The sequence below is a fragment of the Marichromatium bheemlicum genome (genome assembly GCF_012276755.1).
GTDB lineage: Bacteria > Pseudomonadota > Gammaproteobacteria > Chromatiales > Chromatiaceae > Marichromatium > Marichromatium bheemlicum.
This window is the reverse complement of the sequence record NZ_JAAXKX010000010.1, coordinates 53,465-69,575: the sequence shown is the minus strand read 5'-3', so window position 1 is coordinate 69,575 and position 16,111 is coordinate 53,465. Positions and strand designations below refer to the sequence as shown.

The window sequence follows — 16,111 nt, the reverse complement described above, 5'->3', positions numbered from 1 at the left end:
CATCCGCGAATCCGCCAGCCCAGGCGGCTCCGGCCGCATCGACGAATCTTTGAGGAGCAACCATGCGCTCGAAACCCCGCCTCTCGCTCGCTCTGACCACCTTGCTCTGTTGCGCCTTGGCGCCGGGGCTGGCCGTCGGGCGCACCCTGCCGGACTTCGCCAGCCTGGTTGCCGAGAACGGCCCCTCGGTGGTCAATATCAGCACCAAGCAACACACCTCGAACCTCTCCGAGATGCACGGCTTCACCATCCCCGACCTGCCCGACGAGGGGCCGCTGCGCGATTTCTTCGATCGCTTCTTCGGGGACGAGGGCGAGCTGCCCGAGGATCGCGAGTCGCGCTCGCTCGGCTCCGGGTTCATCGTCTCCTCCGATGGTTTCGTGATGACCAACTCTCACGTCGTCGAGGGGGCCGACGAGATCGTGGTGCGCACCAGTGACCGGCGCGAATTCGTCGCCGACCTGGTCGGTACCGACAAGCGCAGCGACATCGCCCTGCTCAAGGTCGAGGCCGAGGACCTGCCGGCGGTGCGCATCGGCTCGTCCAAGGACCTTCAGGTCGGTGAGTGGGTGCTGGCGATCGGCTCGCCCTTCGGCTTCGAGTCCTCGGCCACGGCCGGTATCGTCAGCGCCAAGGGGCGCAACCTGCCGACGGAGAACTATGTCCCCTTCATCCAGACCGATGTCGCCATCAACCCGGGAAATTCGGGCGGACCGCTGTTCGATCTCGATGGTCGTGTGGTCGGCGTCAACAGCCAGATCTACAGCCGTACCGGCGGCTTCATGGGGCTGTCGTTCGCGATCCCGATCGACGTCGCCATGGATGTCGTCGAACAGCTCAAGACCAAGGGGCGAGTGACCCGTGGTTGGCTCGGGGTGATGATCCAGGACATCACTCGTGAGTTGGCGGCGAGCTTCGGGCTCAAGCAACCGCGTGGGGCGCTGGTCGCCGAGGTGCTGCCCGGTAGCCCGGCTGCAGCCGCCGGGCTGCAGCCGGGTGACGTGATCCTCGCCTTCGATGGCAAAGACGTACTCACCTCCAGTGCCCTGCCGCCGCTGGTCGGGGCGATGCCGATCGACGCCGAGGCCGAGATCAAGGTGTTGCGCCAGGGTGAGCGGGTCACACTCTCGGTGACCATCGCCGAGCTGCCCGAGGAGGACCCCCTCGACGCCAGCACCGATGCCGAGACGACCCCCGCCAACCGTGTCGGGTTGGTGGTGCGTGCCATCGCCCCGGAGCAGCGTGAGCATTTCGGTATCGAACAGGGCGGGGTGATGGTCGAGGCCATCGAACCAGGGCCGGCCGAGCGCGCCGGGCTGCGCGCTGGTGACCTGATCCTGATGCTCGACGGCCAACCGGTCACCGATCCGGTCAGTTTCGAGCAGGTCCTCGCCGGGATCGAGTCGGGGCGCTCGGTGGCGGTGTTGGTGCAGCGCGGCGAGGGACGAATGTTCTTTGCCATCCGTATCCCCGAGGCGGACTGACAGCCCAGGCGTCATCGACCTCGGCCCGCGTCGCTATCCTTCGCTGGTCGCTGGTCGCTGGTCGCTGGTCGCTGGTCGCTGGTCGCTGGTCGCTGGTCGCTGGTCGCTAGCGGCTGGCGGTTGATGTACCGCCCCCGGCGCCTCTGGTAAGATGAGCGGCTACCTGTCGTGGCACCACGCCCTTAGTGGCGCAGTGCCACGGTCACTCGCATTCATCAGCCGCTGGGCGCACACGCAATCCCGATGACCGATCTCTCCCACATCCGCAACTTCTCGATCATCGCCCATATCGATCACGGCAAGTCGACCATCGCCGACCGTTTCATCCAGGTCAGCGGCGCCTTGACCGATCGTGAGATGTCGAGCCAGGTGCTCGATTCCATGGACCTTGAGCGCGAGCGCGGGATCACCATCAAGGCACAGAGCGTCACCCTGAACTATCAGGCACGCGACGGCGAGACCTACCAGCTCAACTTCATCGACACCCCCGGGCACGTCGATTTCTCCTACGAGGTGTCGCGCTCGTTGGCCGCCTGCGAAGGGGCGTTGCTGGTGGTCGATGCCGCCCAGGGTGTCGAGGCGCAGAGCGTAGCCAACTGCTACACCGCGATCGACCAGGGGCTCGAGGTGCTGCCGGTGCTCAACAAGATCGACCTGCCTTCGGCCGAACCCGAGCGGGTGATCGGCGAGATCGAGGAGATCATCGGTCTGGAGGCCACCGACGCGCTGCGGGTGAGCGCCAAGACCGGTCTCGGCATCCCCGATCTCCTCGAGGCGCTGGTCGAGCGCATCCCGGCGCCCGAGGGTGATCGCGAGGCACCGCTGCAGGCGCTGATCATCGACTCCTGGTTCGACCCTTACGTCGGCGTGGTCTCGCTGGTGCGGGTGGTCAACGGCGAGATCCATCGGCGCGACAAGATCCAGATGATGTCCACCGGGCGTACCCATCAGGTCGACGCGGTCGGCGTCTTCACCCCGAAGAAAACCGACCGCGAGTGCCTCTCTACCGGCGAGGTCGGCTTCCTCATCGCCGGCATCAAGGAGATCGACGGCGCGCCGGTGGGCGATACCATCACCCACCCCGACAATCCCGGCGCCAAGCTGCCGGGCTTCAAGGAGATGCGTCCACGCGTCTTCGCCGGGCTCTACACCGTGGTCACCGACGACTACGAGGACCTGCGCGAGGCGCTCGGCAAGCTGCGCCTCAACGACGCCGCGCTCTACTACGAGCCCGAGGTCTCCCAGGCGCTCGGCTTCGGTTTCCGCTGTGGCTTCCTCGGCATGCTCCACATGGAGATCATCCAGGAGCGGCTCGAGCGCGAGTACGACCTCGATCTCATCACCACCGCGCCCACCGTGGTCTACGAGGTGCTGCGCAACGACGGCGAGCTGGTCAAGGTCGACAACCCCGCCAACCTGCCCGAGCCGAACCAGATCGCCGAGGTCCGCGAGCCGATCATCGAGGCCCACATCCTGGTCCCACAGGACTACCTCGGCGCGGTCATCACGCTTTGTATCGAGAAGCGCGGGGTACAGAAGAACCTGCAGTATCTCGGCGGCCAGGTGCAGGTGACCTACGACCTGCCGCTGAGCGAGGTGGTGCTCGACTTCTTCGATCGGCTGAAGTCGGTCAGCCGTGGCTTCGCCTCCTTCGAGTACGAGTTCAAGCGCTTCGAGGCCGCCGACCTGATCAAGCTCGACGTGCTGATCAACGGCGACAAAGTCGATTCGCTGTCCTCGATCGTCCATCGCTCGCAGTCGCAATCGCGCGGACGCGAGGTCACCGAGCGGATGAAGGAGCTGATCCCTCGACAGATGTTCGAGGTCGCCATCCAGGCGGCCATCGGCACCAAAATCATCGCCCGTACCACGGTCAAGGCGCTGCGCAAGAACGTCACCGCCAAGTGCTACGGCGGTGACGCCACCCGTAAGCGCAAGCTGCTCGAGAAGCAGAAGGCCGGCAAGCGGCGCATGAAGCAGGTCGGCAAGGTCGAGATCCCCCAGGAGGCCTTCCTTGCCGTGCTCCAGGTCGGCAAGGATAATTGAGCCCGCCGGCCGCGTGCCCGGTGCGCGCGGCCCCGGTGCCCATCACTCGCCGCTCGCCCGTCTGGGTGGACGCGCCCGCCGTCGCCTGTCGCCCCCCGGGGCACGGACCATCCCCTAAGGACCAAGAGACCCTGCAGACGCAATGACCAACTTCGACTTTCCCGCCTTCCTGGTGCTGGCCTCCGTGGTGACCGGCGCGATCTGGCTGATCGATGCGCGCTGGCTCGCCCCGCGCCGTCGTGCCGCTGCCGGTGGCGCCCCGGTCAAGGAGCCGGTGGTGGTGGAGTATGCGCGTGCCTTCTTCCCGGTGATCTTCGCGGTGTTGATCCTGCGCTCGTTCGTGGTCGAGCCCTTCCGCATCCCCTCCAACTCGATGATGCCGACCCTGCTCACCGGTGACTTCATCCTGGTCAATAAGTACGCCTATGGGCTGCGTCTGCCGGTGGTCAACGCCAAGTTCGTCGACATCGGCGAGCCCGAGCGTGGCGACGTGGTGGTGTTCCGCTTCCCCCTCGATCCCTCGACCGACTACATCAAGCGGGTGATCGGGCTGCCCGGGGATGTCGTCGGTTATCGCGACAAGACCATCTATCTCAACGGCGAGCCGGTGGCCCAGCTACCGCTCGGGCGCTACACTGGTGTCGGCTCCGGGCAGGTCATGACCGGCGCGCGCGAGGCCCTTGAGAGCCTCGACGGCGTCGAGCACAGCATCCTCACCCGTTCACGCGCCCCCGATCTGCCGCCCGGCTGCCGGGTACTGGCCTTCGGGCCGGTCAAGGTGCCGGAGGGGCAATACTTCGTGATGGGCGACAACCGCGACAACAGCAACGACAGCCGTTGCTGGGGCTTCGTCCCGGAGGAGAACCTGGTCGGCAAGGCGTTCGGCATCTGGATGCACTGGGACGGGGCCCGCGACGGTCTGCCGATCGCCTGGTCGCGTCTCGGCGACGGTATCGATTGAGGAGCTGAACCATGCCGCTACCGACCCACACCGCGCCAGTGACCCGACAACACGGCCTCGGTCTGCTCTCGTTCATGATCCTGGTGGTGATCGCCGCCTTCTTCATCACCCTGGTGCTCAAGCTCGGTCCGGTCTATATGCAGAACCTGACCATCCAGTCGGTGATGGACGGGCTACAGGATCCGGTCCAGCCGGTGGGTAACAGCACGCGCAAGATTAGTGGTTATCTCGCGCGCAATCTCGATATCAATGGGATCGACGTGGTCTCGGCGCAGGACTTCGAATTCAAGCGAACCGACGCCGATCGATTGACCGTGGTCCTCGAATACGAACGTCGCACGCATCTGTTCTTCAACGTCGATGCTGTGTTGACGTTCCACAATCAGGTGGAAATCAGCACTCAGTGAATGCAGATCCCAGACGGTTGGCGCGTGTGCTCGGGCACGAATTCGCGCGGCCGGAATTGCTCGAACAGGCCCTGACGCATCGTAGCGCCGGCCCGACCAACAACGAACGCCTCGAGTTCCTCGGCGATGCCCTGATCGGGCTGTTGATCGCCGAGGCGCTCGGTCATCGCTTCCCCGAGGCCGATGAGGGTACCCTCAGCCGCTTGCGCGCGAGCCTGGTCAAGCGCGAGGCGCTGGCCAAGCTCGCTCGCGGCATCGAGCTGGGCGACTACATGCGCCTCGGGGCAGGGGAGTTGCGCACCGGTGGTCACGCCCGCGACTCCATCCTCGCCGATGCCCTGGAGGCGGTGCTCGGCGCCGTCTATCTCGACGGCGGTTTCGCGGTGGCCAATACCGTGGTGGCTAACCTGTTCGCCGAGCGCCTGGCGCAGACCAGCATCTCGCGCTCCGGCAAGGACCCCAAGACCCGGCTGCAGGAGTTCCTGCAGGCCCGGCACCGACCGCTGCCGGAATACGCGGTGATCGCCATCGAAGGCGATCAGCACGCCCAATCCTTCACCGTGGTCTGCTCGCTCAACGACGCCGAGCTGACCACCCGTGGCCTCGGCACCAGCCGACGCCGTGCCGAGCAGGCGGCCGCCGAGGCCATGCTGGAGACCCTCGAACATGACTGACGCCATCACCGGTCGCTGCGGCACCGTCGCCATCGTCGGACGTCCCAACGTCGGCAAGTCGACGCTGCTCAACCGCATCCTCGGCCAGAAGCTCGCGATCACCTCGCACAAGGCGCAGACCACGCGTCACTCCATCCTCGGGATCAAGACCAGCGCGGCCGGGCAGATCCTGTTCGTCGACACCCCGGGGATCCATCAGCGTGGCGAGAATGCGCTCAATCGCTATCTCAACCGTACCGCGCGTGCCGCGCTCGCCGATACCGACCTGATCCTATTCGTGGTCGAGGCGTTGCGTTGGACCGAGGAGGACGAACAGGCGCTCGCCGCCGTCGCCCGCGCCGGGGTCGAGTGCATCGCGGTGATCAACAAGGTCGATCGGGTCGAGGACAAGGAGGCGCTGTTGCCCTTCCTCAAGACCCTGGGCGAGCGGCACGCCTTCCGCGAGCTGTTCCCGGTCTCGGCGGCGCGTGGCAATCAGGTCGAGGCGCTGGAGCAGGCGGTGCTCGCCGCACTCCCCGAGGGTGAGCCGATCTTCCCCGAGGAGCAGCTCACCGATCGCTCGGAGCGCTTCTTCGCCGCCGAGCTGCTGCGCGAACAACTCACCCAGCGTTATGGCGAGGAGCTGCCCTATCGCACCACGGTCGAGATCGAGCGCTTCGAGGTGGTCGACGGGCGCTATGTGATCAATGCCCTGATCTGGGTCGAGCGCCCGGGGCAGAAGGCGATCATCATCGGCAAGCAGGGCGAGTCGCTCAAGGCCACCGCGACCCAGGCGCGCCTGGAGATGCAGAAGCTCTTCGACTGCCCAGTCCATCTCGAGGTCTGGGTCAAGATCAAGAAGAGCTGGTCGAGCGACGAGGCCGCGCTCGCGCGCCTTGGCTACAGCGAGGACTGATCGGCGGCGGTGGGCGCCAGCGCCTGTCACGGTTTCGTCCTGCACCGGCACGACTATCGCGACACCAGCCTGCTGGTCGAGCTGTTCTGTGTCGGTCGCGGGCGGCTGCCTGCGGTCGCGCGCGGCGCGCGGCGCGCCCGCGCTGGCGGTCGTGCCGCGCTGCTCCAGCCCTTCCAACCGCTGTGGCTGGAACTCGGCGGGCGTGGCGAGGTGCGCACCCTGACCCGGGTCGAGGCCGTGGGCCGGCCCTATGCGCTCGCCGGTCGGGCACTGCTCTGCGGTTTCTATGTCAACGAGCTGCTGTTGCGTCTGCTCGGTCGTGAGGACCCGCACGATGCGCTGCTCGACGACTACCAGGTCGCGCTCGCGGCACTGGCCGCGGGAGGCGACCTCGAGCCGGTGCTGCGCCGCTTCGAGCTGCGCCTGCTCGATGCCCTCGGTTATGGTCTCGCGCTCGCTGTCGAGACCGCCACCGGCCGGCCGGTGCGCGCCACCGCCGACTATGTCTTCGAGCCCGAGCAGGGGCTGCGCGCGGCCACCGCCACCGATGACCCGCGGGCGTGTTGTCGCGGCGTCACCCTGCTGGCGCTCGCCGCCGATGCCAAGCCGGTCGACGCCGAGCAGCGGCGCGAGGCGCGGGTGTTGCTGCGCGCCATGCTCGCGCCCCATCTCGGAGATCGTCCACTCCGCACCCGTGCGCTGTTCCAGCAGTGGTATGGCCGACGCGGGTGATCATCCCCACACTAGATGAGCAGCGGCCTCGTGTCACGGTGCCGCGTTCCCTATCGTTCGAAGCGAGGAGAAATCCCTTGAGCACGCATGCCAACGAGGTGCTGCTGGGCGTCAACATCGACCATATCGCCACCGTGCGTCAGGCGCGTGGTACCCGCTATCCCGAGCCGATCCAGGCGGCGCTGGTCGCCGAGCAGGCCGGGGCCGATGCCATCACCCTGCACCTGCGCGAGGATCGCCGCCACATCCAGGACCGTGATGTCGAGCTGCTGCGCGGCATCCTGCAGACGCGGATGAACCTGGAGATGGCCGCCACCGCCGAGATGGGCGAGATTGCAGCGCGGCTGCGTCCACACGACTGCTGTCTGGTGCCCGAGCGACGCCAGGAGCTGACCACCGAGGGTGGGCTCGACCTGATCGCCCACCAGGCCCACCTCACCGAGTTCTGCGCCCGTCTGGCCGAGGCCGGGGTGCGGGTGTCGCTGTTCGTTGACCCCGATCCGGCGCAGCTCGATGCGGCGCGCGCTATCGGCGCCCCGGTCGTCGAGCTACACACCGGGCACTATGCCGACGCCGACGGACGCGAGGCCCGCGCCGAGGCGCTAGCGCGTATCGAGCGTGCCGTCAGCCACGGCCGTTCGTTGGGGTTGCAGGTCAACGCCGGACACGGGCTCGATTACGCCAACGTCAAGCCGATTGCGGCCATCCCTGGCATCACCGAACTCAATATCGGTCATGCCATCATCGCCCGTGCGCTCTTCTCCGGGCTCGACCGCGCGGTACGCGACATGCGTGCCCTGATCACCACGGCCAGTGCCCACTGAAGGGCGATCATCATCCACCGGCCATGGCGCTCGGCGCGCCCGATCGCCATGGCCCTTTCGATCGGAACATGGCCGGCGCCGTTTTCCCTGCCCGATCTGCGGGCTAGACTGTGCCGCGGGAAACGATACCCGTCAGTCTGAAACCAAGAGCCATGTCCGCAGATACCCTGATCTTCATGCTTGCCATCGATCGCGGGGTGGGCCCCGCGCCCTTGACCCGCCATCGTCCGAAGGCAGCCGTTCCCTTCGGTGGTAAGTTCCGGGTGATCGATTTCGCGCTGGCCAACTGTCTGCATTCGGGCCTGCGCCAGGTCCTGGTGGTGACCCAGTACAAGAGCCATTCGCTGCACAAGCACCTGCGCGATGGTTGGTCGATCTACAACCCCGAACTCGGTGAGTTCATCATCCCGGTGCCGGCGCAGATGCGCGACGGCCAGCACTGGTACGCCGGTCCCTTCGATGCGATTCGGCAGAATCGTAACCTGATCGAACGCAACCGCGCCCGTCAGGTCTTGGTGCTCGATGGTGGCGCCATCTATCGCATGGATTACAGCGAGATGGTGCATGCCCATGTCGACGCTCGCGCTGAGGTCACGGTGGCGGTGCGCGAGGTCGACCCGAGTGCGCCGCCCTCACGGACCCAGGCCCGCGTCGAACTCGACGAGCACGATCGCATCGTGCGCATCCTGCCGGCAGAACGTGCCGGCGAGATCCAGAGTGAGCGTGCCTTCGAGACCATGGGCGTCTATATCTTCGATCGCGGCTGGCTGTTCGATGCCTTCGCTCGGCGCGAGAGCGCCGATGCCGAGGTCGGTCCGCTGCCCCCGGATCGACATCTCGCCAAGGACGTACTCGCCTTCCTCACCCAAACGCACCGGGTGCGCGCCTATCGCTTTGGTCAGGAGCGCGGCCGGGTCACTCCCGATCGCTACTGGTGCGATCTCTCCTCGGTCGATGCCTACTACCAGGCCAACATGGAGCTATTGAGCCCGGAACCCTCGCTCGATCTCTACCAGGACGACTGGAACATCCGCACCTCCCAGGGGCAGTATCCGCCAGCACGCACCGTACCGGGTGCGCGCAGCGGTAACGAGGGGATCTTCGTCAACTCGATGCTCGCTGCCGGTACCGTGATCTGTGGCGGCGGAGTCAACCACTCGATGCTGTTCCCGCGCGTGCGTGTCGGTGATAGCGCCATCGTCGAGAAGGCGATCCTGTTCGATGGCGTGCAGGTCGGCGCCGAGGCCCATCTGCGTAACTGCATCGTCGAGAAGGGCGTGGTAGTGCCACCTGGAGAGCAGGTCGGCATCGACCCCGAGCGCGATCGCGAGCGTTTCGAGGTCTCGCAGAAGGGCATCGTCGTCGTGCCCCGGGATGTCGAGTGGTCATAACGTCCACGACACTTCAGGCACTCTACCAAACGCTCTACACCTGTTACGGTGCTCAGGGGTGGTGGCCGGCCGAGACCCCGTTCGAGGTCATGGTCGGTGCCATCCTCACCCAGAACACCAGCTGGCGTAACGTCGAGCGCGCGCTCGACCAGTTACGCACTGAGACCACGTTGAGCGCCGAGGCACTGCTCGCGCTCGAACCGACGCGCCTGGCCGAGCTACTGCGTCCCAGTGGTTACTACAACGTCAAGGCCCGGCGCCTGCTGGCATTCTGCAAGCGTTACCGCCAAATCGGCGAGTTCGACGCGCTCGCAGCACTCGCGACCCCAGCGTTGCGTGAATGGTTGTTGGCGATCCCCGGCGTCGGCCCGGAGACGGCCGATGACATCCTGCTCTATGCCTTCGCGCGCCCGGTCTTTGTGGTCGATGCCTATACTCGACGCTTGTGCGCCCGGCTCGGGTGGCTCAACGGCGACGAGGATTACGAGACCATTCGCCATGGATTCGAAGAGGCCTTGCCGAGTGATGTCGCCCTGTTCCAGGAATACCATGCACTGATCGTGGCGCACGCCAAGCACGTCTGCCGAGTGCGACCGAACTGCACAGACTGCGCCTTGCGGACACCTTGTCCGTTCGTCTTGTCGCCGCCGCCCCGTGGCAATACGACACCGATTTGAGCCGAGGACCACGAGACCATGCCGCGAGTCGACAACGAGACCTTCTATCACGACGCCCTGGAGGCCCATGGCACCACGGCTGAGGGCGTGCAGTGGATCTCCGAACAGACCCAGCAGGTGCGCTTTCGTGTGCTCTGTGAGCTATTGCCTGATGATCTCGCCAGCATCGAGTTGGTCGATGCTGGCTGCGGTTTCGGCGACTTGCTGCTCTATCTGCGTGAATGCGAACGAGAGCCGGCGCGCTATCTCGGATTAGACGTGATGGCGCCGATGATCGAGACGGCGCGCGCGCGCACCGGCTGCGAGATCCGTCACTGCGACGTACTCCAGGATCCACTGCCCGAGGCCGATTATTATCTCTGCAGCGGCGCCATGAACATCCTCACCTGGGACGAAACCCAGGCCTTTATCCGCAATTGTCTTGCTGCCAGCCGTCGCGGTTTCGTGTTCAACCTGCTCAAGGGTCGCGATACCTCGCTCATCTACAACTGCCGTAAACCCGCCGAGATCCAACAGCTTGCCGATACCTTGAACGCGACCATGACGGTGCGAGAGGGTTATCTGGCGGGGGATTTCAGCGTATTGCTCGAGCACTGCTGACTTCGATGTATCGAGATCGATCTGGCCGGTGCTGGCGCCATCGGCTGATGTTGGGTTGCACCCAACTCACCTCACTGCGTCACCTCGTAGATTGGATTGCCCGTTCCTCACCATTTCATCAGTGGTGATTGCCCTTGAGCAGGAAACCCAACAAGATCACTAGCGTTCGAGAAAATGGCTGGTGTCACGGCGGCAGCCGTCTTCTTGAAACCGCGTAATGAAAAGTTGCAAGCCATCTGCGTTGCGATGGATTGATCACTTTGGCTGTTCACTATATACACCTGCAGGCCGCGGCTCTCGAGGGCTTTTAGAGGCTCTATCAAAAAGCCCTACGCCCACTCCAAAGCATTCCAGCAAATGAGTGCGAGTCCCAGGAAGAGAAACGCCTCGTGAATATCGGCCCGGCGCCCGAAGTGAGGTTCCCCTGTTTTTTCGCCCCTCAAGGGGTTGGTCTCATGCGACCGTCTGGTCGCGGCGCTGTTTTGCCTCCCACTGTTGCATGAACTCGACGCCTCTGACAACGCGAACGGCTTTTTGATAGAGCCTCTTAATAGGCCGAGTGTTGCGTTCCGACGAGTCGTCGGTGAAGGATGAGGCCATGGCGGTGTTTCAATCCTTGTTGTAATGGATTGAGTGTTGCGGCTAGCTGAGCTGGGCGGCGATGAAGCGCCGGCTTTCTGTTTCAATCCTTGTTGTAATGGATTGAGTGTTGCGGCTCGATACATTGAGGCCGAGTACCGACGACAATTGCTGTTTCAATCCTTGTTGTAATGGATTGAGTGTTGCGGCTGGTATAGTGTTAGATACCATTAACATGCACGTAATGTTTCAATCCTTGTTGTAATGGATTGAGTGTTGCGGCTCGCCTCAATCTCGACCGACCCGCTGCCCGTAATCTGTTTCAATCCTTGTTGTAATGGATTGAGTGTTGCGGCAAGACGGGCCGGGTTGTGGGTTACGACTGCTGTGCCGTTTCAATCCTTGTTGTAATGGATTGAGTGTTGCGGCTCCATCGAACGCCTTGCAAAACAAGGGGTTATCACTGTTTCAATCCTTGTTGTAATGGATTGAGTGTTGCGGCTCTGCATGGTCTTTCTCCTTTATGTCTGCGTTGTCTGTTTCAATCCTTGTTGTAATGGATTGAGTGTTGCGGCCGGTTTTCCGGTCCGGGACCGACCGTATCGCAAACGTTTCAATCCTTGTTGTAATGGATTGAGTGTTGCGGCATTGATGTTCCTGAAATACTCACCGAGATACAAGCGGTTTCAATCCTTGTTGTAATGGATTGAGTGTTGCGGCAACAGGCCCCGTGACAGGGCCGGCCTCGGTCTACCAGTTTCAATCCTTGTTGTAATGGATTGAGTGTTGCGGCCTCGCGCCCAAATACCGGTTCGCGACAAATTGCTCAGTTTCAATCCTTGTTGTAATGGATTGAGTGTTGCGGCCTGGCGATTCTTATGGCGACATCTGGGACTCAAAAAGTTTCAATCCTTGTTGTAATGGATTGAGTGTTGCGGCCTTGGCCCGACCGTTCGTCGTGCCTGCTGACGCGAGTTTCAATCCTTGTTGTAATGGATTGAGTGTTGCGGCCAGCCGCATCCTCGTTCGTGACGCCAGTAAGGCCACGTTTCAATCCTTGTTGTAATGGATTGAGTGTTGCGGCATGGACTACGCCGAGAAACTATTGCAAGCCCACAAGGTTTCAATCCTTGTTGTAATGGATTGAGTGTTGCGGCCCGACCACGTCGCAAGCACCTTCGCCGCCGAGCTTACGTTTCAATCCTTGTTGTAATGGATTGAGTGTTGCGGCCCTTTGCTGTTAAGGGCCTTACTGTTTTGCCGGGAGGGTTTCAATCCTTGTTGTAATGGATTGAGTGTTGCGGCGTTGTGGTCGCCCAGAACTCTCCAGCGTTTATTGGGTTTCAATCCTTGTTGTAATGGATTGAGTGTTGCGGCCACCGACGACCCGCCGTGATCTATGAGGTAGAACGGGGTTTCAATCCTTGTTGTAATGGATTGAGTGTTGCGGCGCCGGGGTGTCGACCGTGCTCAGCCTGCGCCTTACGTTTCAATCCTTGTTGTAATGGATTGAGTGTTGCGGCGTCTGAGGCTCCTGCTCGATCGGGGGCCAGTCGCGGTTTCAATCCTTGTTGTAATGGATTGAGTGTTGCGGCCACCGCTGGCCGAGTGGCGGTGGGGTAATATTGGCAAGTTTCAATCCTTGTTGTAATGGATTGAGTGTTGCGGCCTCGGGATCGAGGATCTGCATCTCCACGACATGCGGTTTCAATCCTTGTTGTAATGGATTGAGTGTTGCGGCCGCAAATTCTCTAAAAATTCTTTTAAATCAAATAATTGCTCTTTTGGGGCGAGCCTCTTTGGAAGCGAAAAATAGACGTTTTGCACCGATTTTTGCCCTGTTTTCTTGTTGGCTGACATTGAACCTTTTGATTTTATTTCTTATTTATCAGTCGATTACGTGAGCAGTGTTGGTGGTCGGTGATATTTTTTGCTCAGCAGCCTGTGTCGAAGGCGCTGTGGGATACGGTCTTGCCGTGCCCCAATCATATCAAGTCGAGGTGACCGGTGCCCGTTGTGTGTGCGCTTCGGGTGTGCGGCAGTGGCCTGGGCGGGCGGGCTCGTTCGCCTGGGCAGAGGGCTGGACGTCCATAGTAGACTTATTGCTTTTGGCGGGGAGATACCGTGTTGCAACTTGTAGCGATCGCCGGGGGCGGTGCGCTCGGGGCGTTGTCGCGCTTCTGGATCTCGACCGGGGTCTACCGGGTGTTGGGGCGTGACTTCCCCTGGGGCACCTTGGCGGTGAACGTGATCGGTTCCTTTCTCATGGGGCTGCTGTTCGTGCTGCTCACCGAGCGGTTGGCGGTAGCGGCCGAGTGGCGTGGTGCCGTGCTCGTCGGGTTCCTGGGGGCGTTGACGACCTTTTCGACCTTCTCGATCGAGACCCTGAACCTGATCGAGCAGGGGGCACTGTTGCGGGCCTCCGTGAACGTGGGCGCGAGCGTCGGGGTGTGTGTGTTGCTGTGCTGGGCGGGCATCGCCCTGGGGAGATCACTGTGAGTCAGAACGAAGCGATCCTGGTGCGGGTCTATCTCGCCGAATCCGATCATGAACTGAAACCCCTGGTGCAGACCCTGCGCGACGAGCTGCAGGTACGTGGGGTGACGGTGCTGCGCGCGATCGAGGGTTATGGCCCCTCGGGGCGGACGCACGCCGTCTCGCTGGTCGATCTGTCGCTCGATCTGCCGCTGGTGGTGGAGTTCTTCGATGCCCCCGAGCGCGCCCGTGCGGCGATCGCTCGAATCCGTAATCAGGTGAAACCGGGGCACATCGTGTCCTGGCCGGTCACCGTCGAGTCCTGAGACCCAAGGAGACTACATGCTAGACCCACGACTGTTGCGCAACGACCTCGCGCGTGTCGCCGAGCTGCTCGCCCGGCGCGGCGTGACCCTGGACACCGCCCGTTTCGAGCAGCTCGAGCAAGAACGCAAGCGGCTGCAGGTCGAGGCCCAGACGCTGCAGACCGAGCGCAACACCCGCTCCAAGTCGATCGGCAAGGCCAAGGCCGCAGGCGAGGACATCGAGCCGTTGCTCGCCGAGGTCGCCAACCTGGGGGATCGACTCAAGGCCGCCGAGCAGGCGCTGGCCGAGTGCCAGGGTGAGATCGAGTCGATCGCGCTGGGACTTCCGAACCTGCCCGACGACAGCGTGCCGGACGGTCGCGACGAGGTCGACAACCGCGAGGAGCGGCGCTGGGGCGAGGTGCCGAGCTTCGACTTCACCCCGCTCGATCATGTCGACCTGGGCGCGCGCAACGGCTGGATGGACTTCGATCTCGCCGCCAAGGTGACCGGCTCGCGCTTCGTCACCCTGTCCGGGCCGATGGCGCGGCTGCACCGCGCGCTGATCCAGTTCATGCTCGACGTGCACACCACCGAGCACGGCTACACCGAGACCTATGTCCCGTACCTGGTCAACTCCGACAGCCTCTACGGCACCGGTCAGTTGCCTAAGTTCGAGGAGGACTTGTTCAAGGTTCCTGGCGAGCGCGATCTCTACCTGATCCCGACCGCCGAGGTGCCGGTGACCAATCTGGCGCGTGACTGCATCTTCGAGGCCGATGAGCTGCCGCGTCGCTGGGTCGCCCATACCCCTTGCTTCCGTAGCGAGGCCGGTTCCTACGGCAAGGACACCCGGGGGATGATCCGGCAGCACCAGTTCGAGAAGGTCGAGTTGGTACAGGCGGTGCCCGAGGCCGAGTCCTTCGCCGCGCTCGAGGCGCTCACCGGGCACGCCGAGTCGATCCTGCAACGGCTGGGGCTGGCCTATCGGGTGGTGACCCTGTGCACCGGCGATCTCGGTTTCTCCTCGCGCAAGACCTACGACCTGGAGGTGTGGCTGCCGGGTCAGCAGACCTATCGCGAGATCTCCTCGTGCAGCAACTTCGGCGACTTCCAGGCCCGGCGGCTGCGCGCGCGCTGGCGCAACCCCGAGACCGGCAAGCCCGAGCTGCTGCACACCCTCAACGGTTCCGGCCTGGCGGTGGGGCGTACCCTGGTGGCGGTGCTCGAGAACTATCAGCTCGCCGACGGTCGGGTGCGCATCCCCGAGGTGTTGCGCCCCTACATGGGCGGTCTCGAGGTGCTCGGCTGAACCAAGTGCGCCGGCGGTGATCCCGCCGGCGCCTCAGCGCGTCTGCGGGATGTAGACGTAGGCGCGCGCTACCCCGGCACCGACGACCTCCAGCGCCTTACTCTCGTAGAAGTGGCCGAGCGCGGCGCGTGCGCCCGCCGGGTAGTCGCCGAGATCGACCTGGTTGGCGGTGACCCGGTAGCGGCCCTCGCCGGGTGGCAGCTGCAGATAGACCGCGCAGGGATTGGAGCTACAGGTGCCGGTGTCGCCCGGCGCCAGGGTGATGCTGCCCCAGTCGCTGACATGACGAGTGGTGGTGGCACACCCGGCGAGGCTGAGCGTCAGGATGAACAGGGCGAGGCGAGCACTGTCGCGTCCCGACCGGCTGGGCTGATGCATGGTTGGCTCCCTGCCGGATCGAGGCCGGCGTCTGGATCAATCTGGGTGTCCTCAAGCATAGCGAGACGGCAACGTGGTTGCCGCTCGTCGTCATTGCCCGATGGCCGGTCGGTCTGCGACAAAGAGATTTGATCAATGCCATGGCGGTCGTCAAAATGGCGACTCACTCAACCGTCCCGAGGGCGTTCTATCCCGAGCGATCGGGAGGCCAGGGAGCAATAGCCCGATGGGATGTCCCGCGCTTGCTGGGCGTCTGGCGGTCCCTCCGCCGCGCCTGATCGACCCCGATCCGTCCCGCTCTCACAGGCTTGCGCCGCGAGGGCTTCCCCGACCGAACACGATGAAACCGATTTTCACCGTCTATTCTCCCG

15 protein-coding genes and 1 CRISPR repeat array are annotated in these 16,111 nt (G+C 63.6%); of the genes, 14 read left to right on the top strand and 1 reads right to left on the bottom strand.

Features of this window, described 5'->3' with window-relative positions:
- Positions 1 to 62: 62 nt before the first annotated feature.
- The 14 genes from HF203_RS08770 to serS all read left to right on the top strand — a co-directional run bounded on the left by HF203_RS08770 (position 63) and on the right by serS (position 15,362).
- A complete protein-coding gene (locus HF203_RS08770; RefSeq protein ID WP_168668735.1) occupies positions 63 to 1,484 on the top strand; it encodes a DegQ family serine endoprotease in 1,422 nt (473 codons plus the stop codon).
- A 243-nt stretch (positions 1,485 to 1,727) separates the two neighbouring features.
- Positions 1,728 to 3,530 (top strand): translation elongation factor 4, encoded by a 1,803-nt coding sequence (lepA, locus tag HF203_RS08765; protein WP_168668733.1) that lies wholly within the window; start codon positions 1,728 to 1,730, stop codon positions 3,528 to 3,530.
- 142 nt (positions 3,531 to 3,672) lie between these two features.
- Positions 3,673 to 4,491 carry a signal peptidase I gene (gene lepB, locus HF203_RS08760; RefSeq protein WP_168668731.1) on the top strand — a complete coding sequence of 273 codons (819 nt, stop codon included), beginning with the start codon at positions 3,673 to 3,675 and terminating at the stop codon, positions 4,489 to 4,491.
- 11 nt (positions 4,492 to 4,502) lie between these two features.
- Positions 4,503 to 4,898: a DUF4845 domain-containing protein gene (locus HF203_RS08755; RefSeq protein ID WP_168668729.1), complete on the top strand. Its 396-nt coding sequence runs from the start codon at positions 4,503 to 4,505 to the stop codon at positions 4,896 to 4,898.
- The gene (rnc, locus tag HF203_RS08750) at positions 4,895 to 5,572 is read left to right on the top strand and encodes a ribonuclease III (RefSeq protein WP_168668727.1); all 678 of its coding nucleotides are present in this window, start codon (positions 4,895 to 4,897) and stop codon (positions 5,570 to 5,572) included. The genes HF203_RS08755 and rnc overlap by 4 nt, the downstream gene beginning before the upstream one ends.
- Complete coding sequence (era, locus tag HF203_RS08745; RefSeq protein ID WP_168668725.1) at positions 5,565 to 6,467, top strand: GTPase Era; 903 nt, start codon at positions 5,565 to 5,567, stop codon at positions 6,465 to 6,467. The genes rnc and era overlap by 8 nt, the downstream gene beginning before the upstream one ends.
- Before the next feature lie 9 nt (positions 6,468 to 6,476).
- Entirely contained in the window at positions 6,477 to 7,199 is a 723-nt protein-coding gene (recO, locus tag HF203_RS08740; RefSeq protein ID WP_168668723.1) for a DNA repair protein RecO, read from the top strand.
- A 77-nt stretch (positions 7,200 to 7,276) separates the two neighbouring features.
- The gene (pdxJ, locus tag HF203_RS08735; protein WP_168668721.1) at positions 7,277 to 8,023 is read left to right on the top strand and encodes a pyridoxine 5'-phosphate synthase; all 747 of its coding nucleotides are present in this window, start codon (positions 7,277 to 7,279) and stop codon (positions 8,021 to 8,023) included.
- A gap of 152 nt (positions 8,024 to 8,175) precedes the next feature.
- Entirely contained in the window at positions 8,176 to 9,414 is a 1,239-nt protein-coding gene (locus tag HF203_RS08730) for a GlgC family sugar phosphate nucleotidyltransferase (RefSeq protein WP_168668719.1), read from the top strand.
- Positions 9,411 to 10,091, top strand: coding sequence for an endonuclease III domain-containing protein (locus HF203_RS08725; protein WP_425483207.1), 681 nt, complete (start codon positions 9,411 to 9,413; stop codon positions 10,089 to 10,091). The genes HF203_RS08730 and HF203_RS08725 overlap by 4 nt, the downstream gene beginning before the upstream one ends.
- An 18-nt stretch (positions 10,092 to 10,109) precedes the next feature.
- Positions 10,110 to 10,691 (top strand): class I SAM-dependent methyltransferase, encoded by a 582-nt coding sequence (locus tag HF203_RS08720; protein WP_168668717.1) that lies wholly within the window; start codon positions 10,110 to 10,112, stop codon positions 10,689 to 10,691.
- A gap of 606 nt (positions 10,692 to 11,297) precedes the next feature.
- Positions 11,298 to 13,011: direct repeats of the CRISPR family, unit length 37 nt; unit sequence GTTTCAATCCTTGTTGTAATGGATTGAGTGTTGCGGC.
- A 383-nt stretch (positions 13,012 to 13,394) separates the two neighbouring features.
- Positions 13,395 to 13,769 (top strand): fluoride efflux transporter CrcB, encoded by a 375-nt coding sequence (crcB, locus tag HF203_RS08715; RefSeq protein ID WP_343043899.1) that lies wholly within the window; start codon positions 13,395 to 13,397, stop codon positions 13,767 to 13,769.
- A complete protein-coding gene (locus tag HF203_RS08710; RefSeq protein WP_168668714.1) occupies positions 13,766 to 14,071 on the top strand; it encodes a DUF190 domain-containing protein in 306 nt (101 codons plus the stop codon). Before crcB ends, HF203_RS08710 begins: the two co-directional genes overlap by 4 nt.
- Positions 14,072 to 14,087: 16 nt before the next feature.
- A complete protein-coding gene (gene serS / locus HF203_RS08705) occupies positions 14,088 to 15,362 on the top strand; it encodes a serine--tRNA ligase (protein WP_168668712.1) in 1,275 nt (424 codons plus the stop codon).
- Between the two features lie 33 nt (positions 15,363 to 15,395).
- Here the strand turns inward: serS and HF203_RS08700 are convergent, their stop codons facing one another.
- On the bottom strand, positions 15,396 to 15,740 hold the full coding sequence (locus HF203_RS08700; RefSeq protein WP_168668710.1) for a hypothetical protein: 345 nt from the start codon (positions 15,738 to 15,740) through the stop codon (positions 15,396 to 15,398).
- Positions 15,741 to 16,111 lie beyond the last annotated feature (371 nt).

Excerpts from the sequence above, each read along its gene's own strand:
- HF203_RS08770 (WP_168668735.1), top strand. The coding sequence starts at position 63 with ATGCGCTCGAAACCCCGCCTCTCGCTCGCTCTGACCACCTTGCTCTGT.
- lepA (WP_168668733.1), top strand. The coding sequence starts at position 1,728 with ATGACCGATCTCTCCCACATCCGCAACTTCTCGATCATCGCCCATATC.
- lepB (WP_168668731.1), top strand. The coding sequence starts at position 3,673 with ATGACCAACTTCGACTTTCCCGCCTTCCTGGTGCTGGCCTCCGTGGTG.
- HF203_RS08755 (WP_168668729.1), top strand. The coding sequence starts at position 4,503 with ATGCCGCTACCGACCCACACCGCGCCAGTGACCCGACAACACGGCCTC.
- era (WP_168668725.1), top strand. The coding sequence starts at position 5,565 with ATGACTGACGCCATCACCGGTCGCTGCGGCACCGTCGCCATCGTCGGA.
- HF203_RS08730 (WP_168668719.1), top strand. The coding sequence starts at position 8,176 with ATGTCCGCAGATACCCTGATCTTCATGCTTGCCATCGATCGCGGGGTG.
- HF203_RS08720 (WP_168668717.1), top strand. The coding sequence starts at position 10,110 with ATGCCGCGAGTCGACAACGAGACCTTCTATCACGACGCCCTGGAGGCC.
- serS (WP_168668712.1), top strand. The coding sequence starts at position 14,088 with ATGCTAGACCCACGACTGTTGCGCAACGACCTCGCGCGTGTCGCCGAG.
- HF203_RS08700 (WP_168668710.1), bottom strand. The coding sequence starts at position 15,740 with ATGCATCAGCCCAGCCGGTCGGGACGCGACAGTGCTCGCCTCGCCCTG.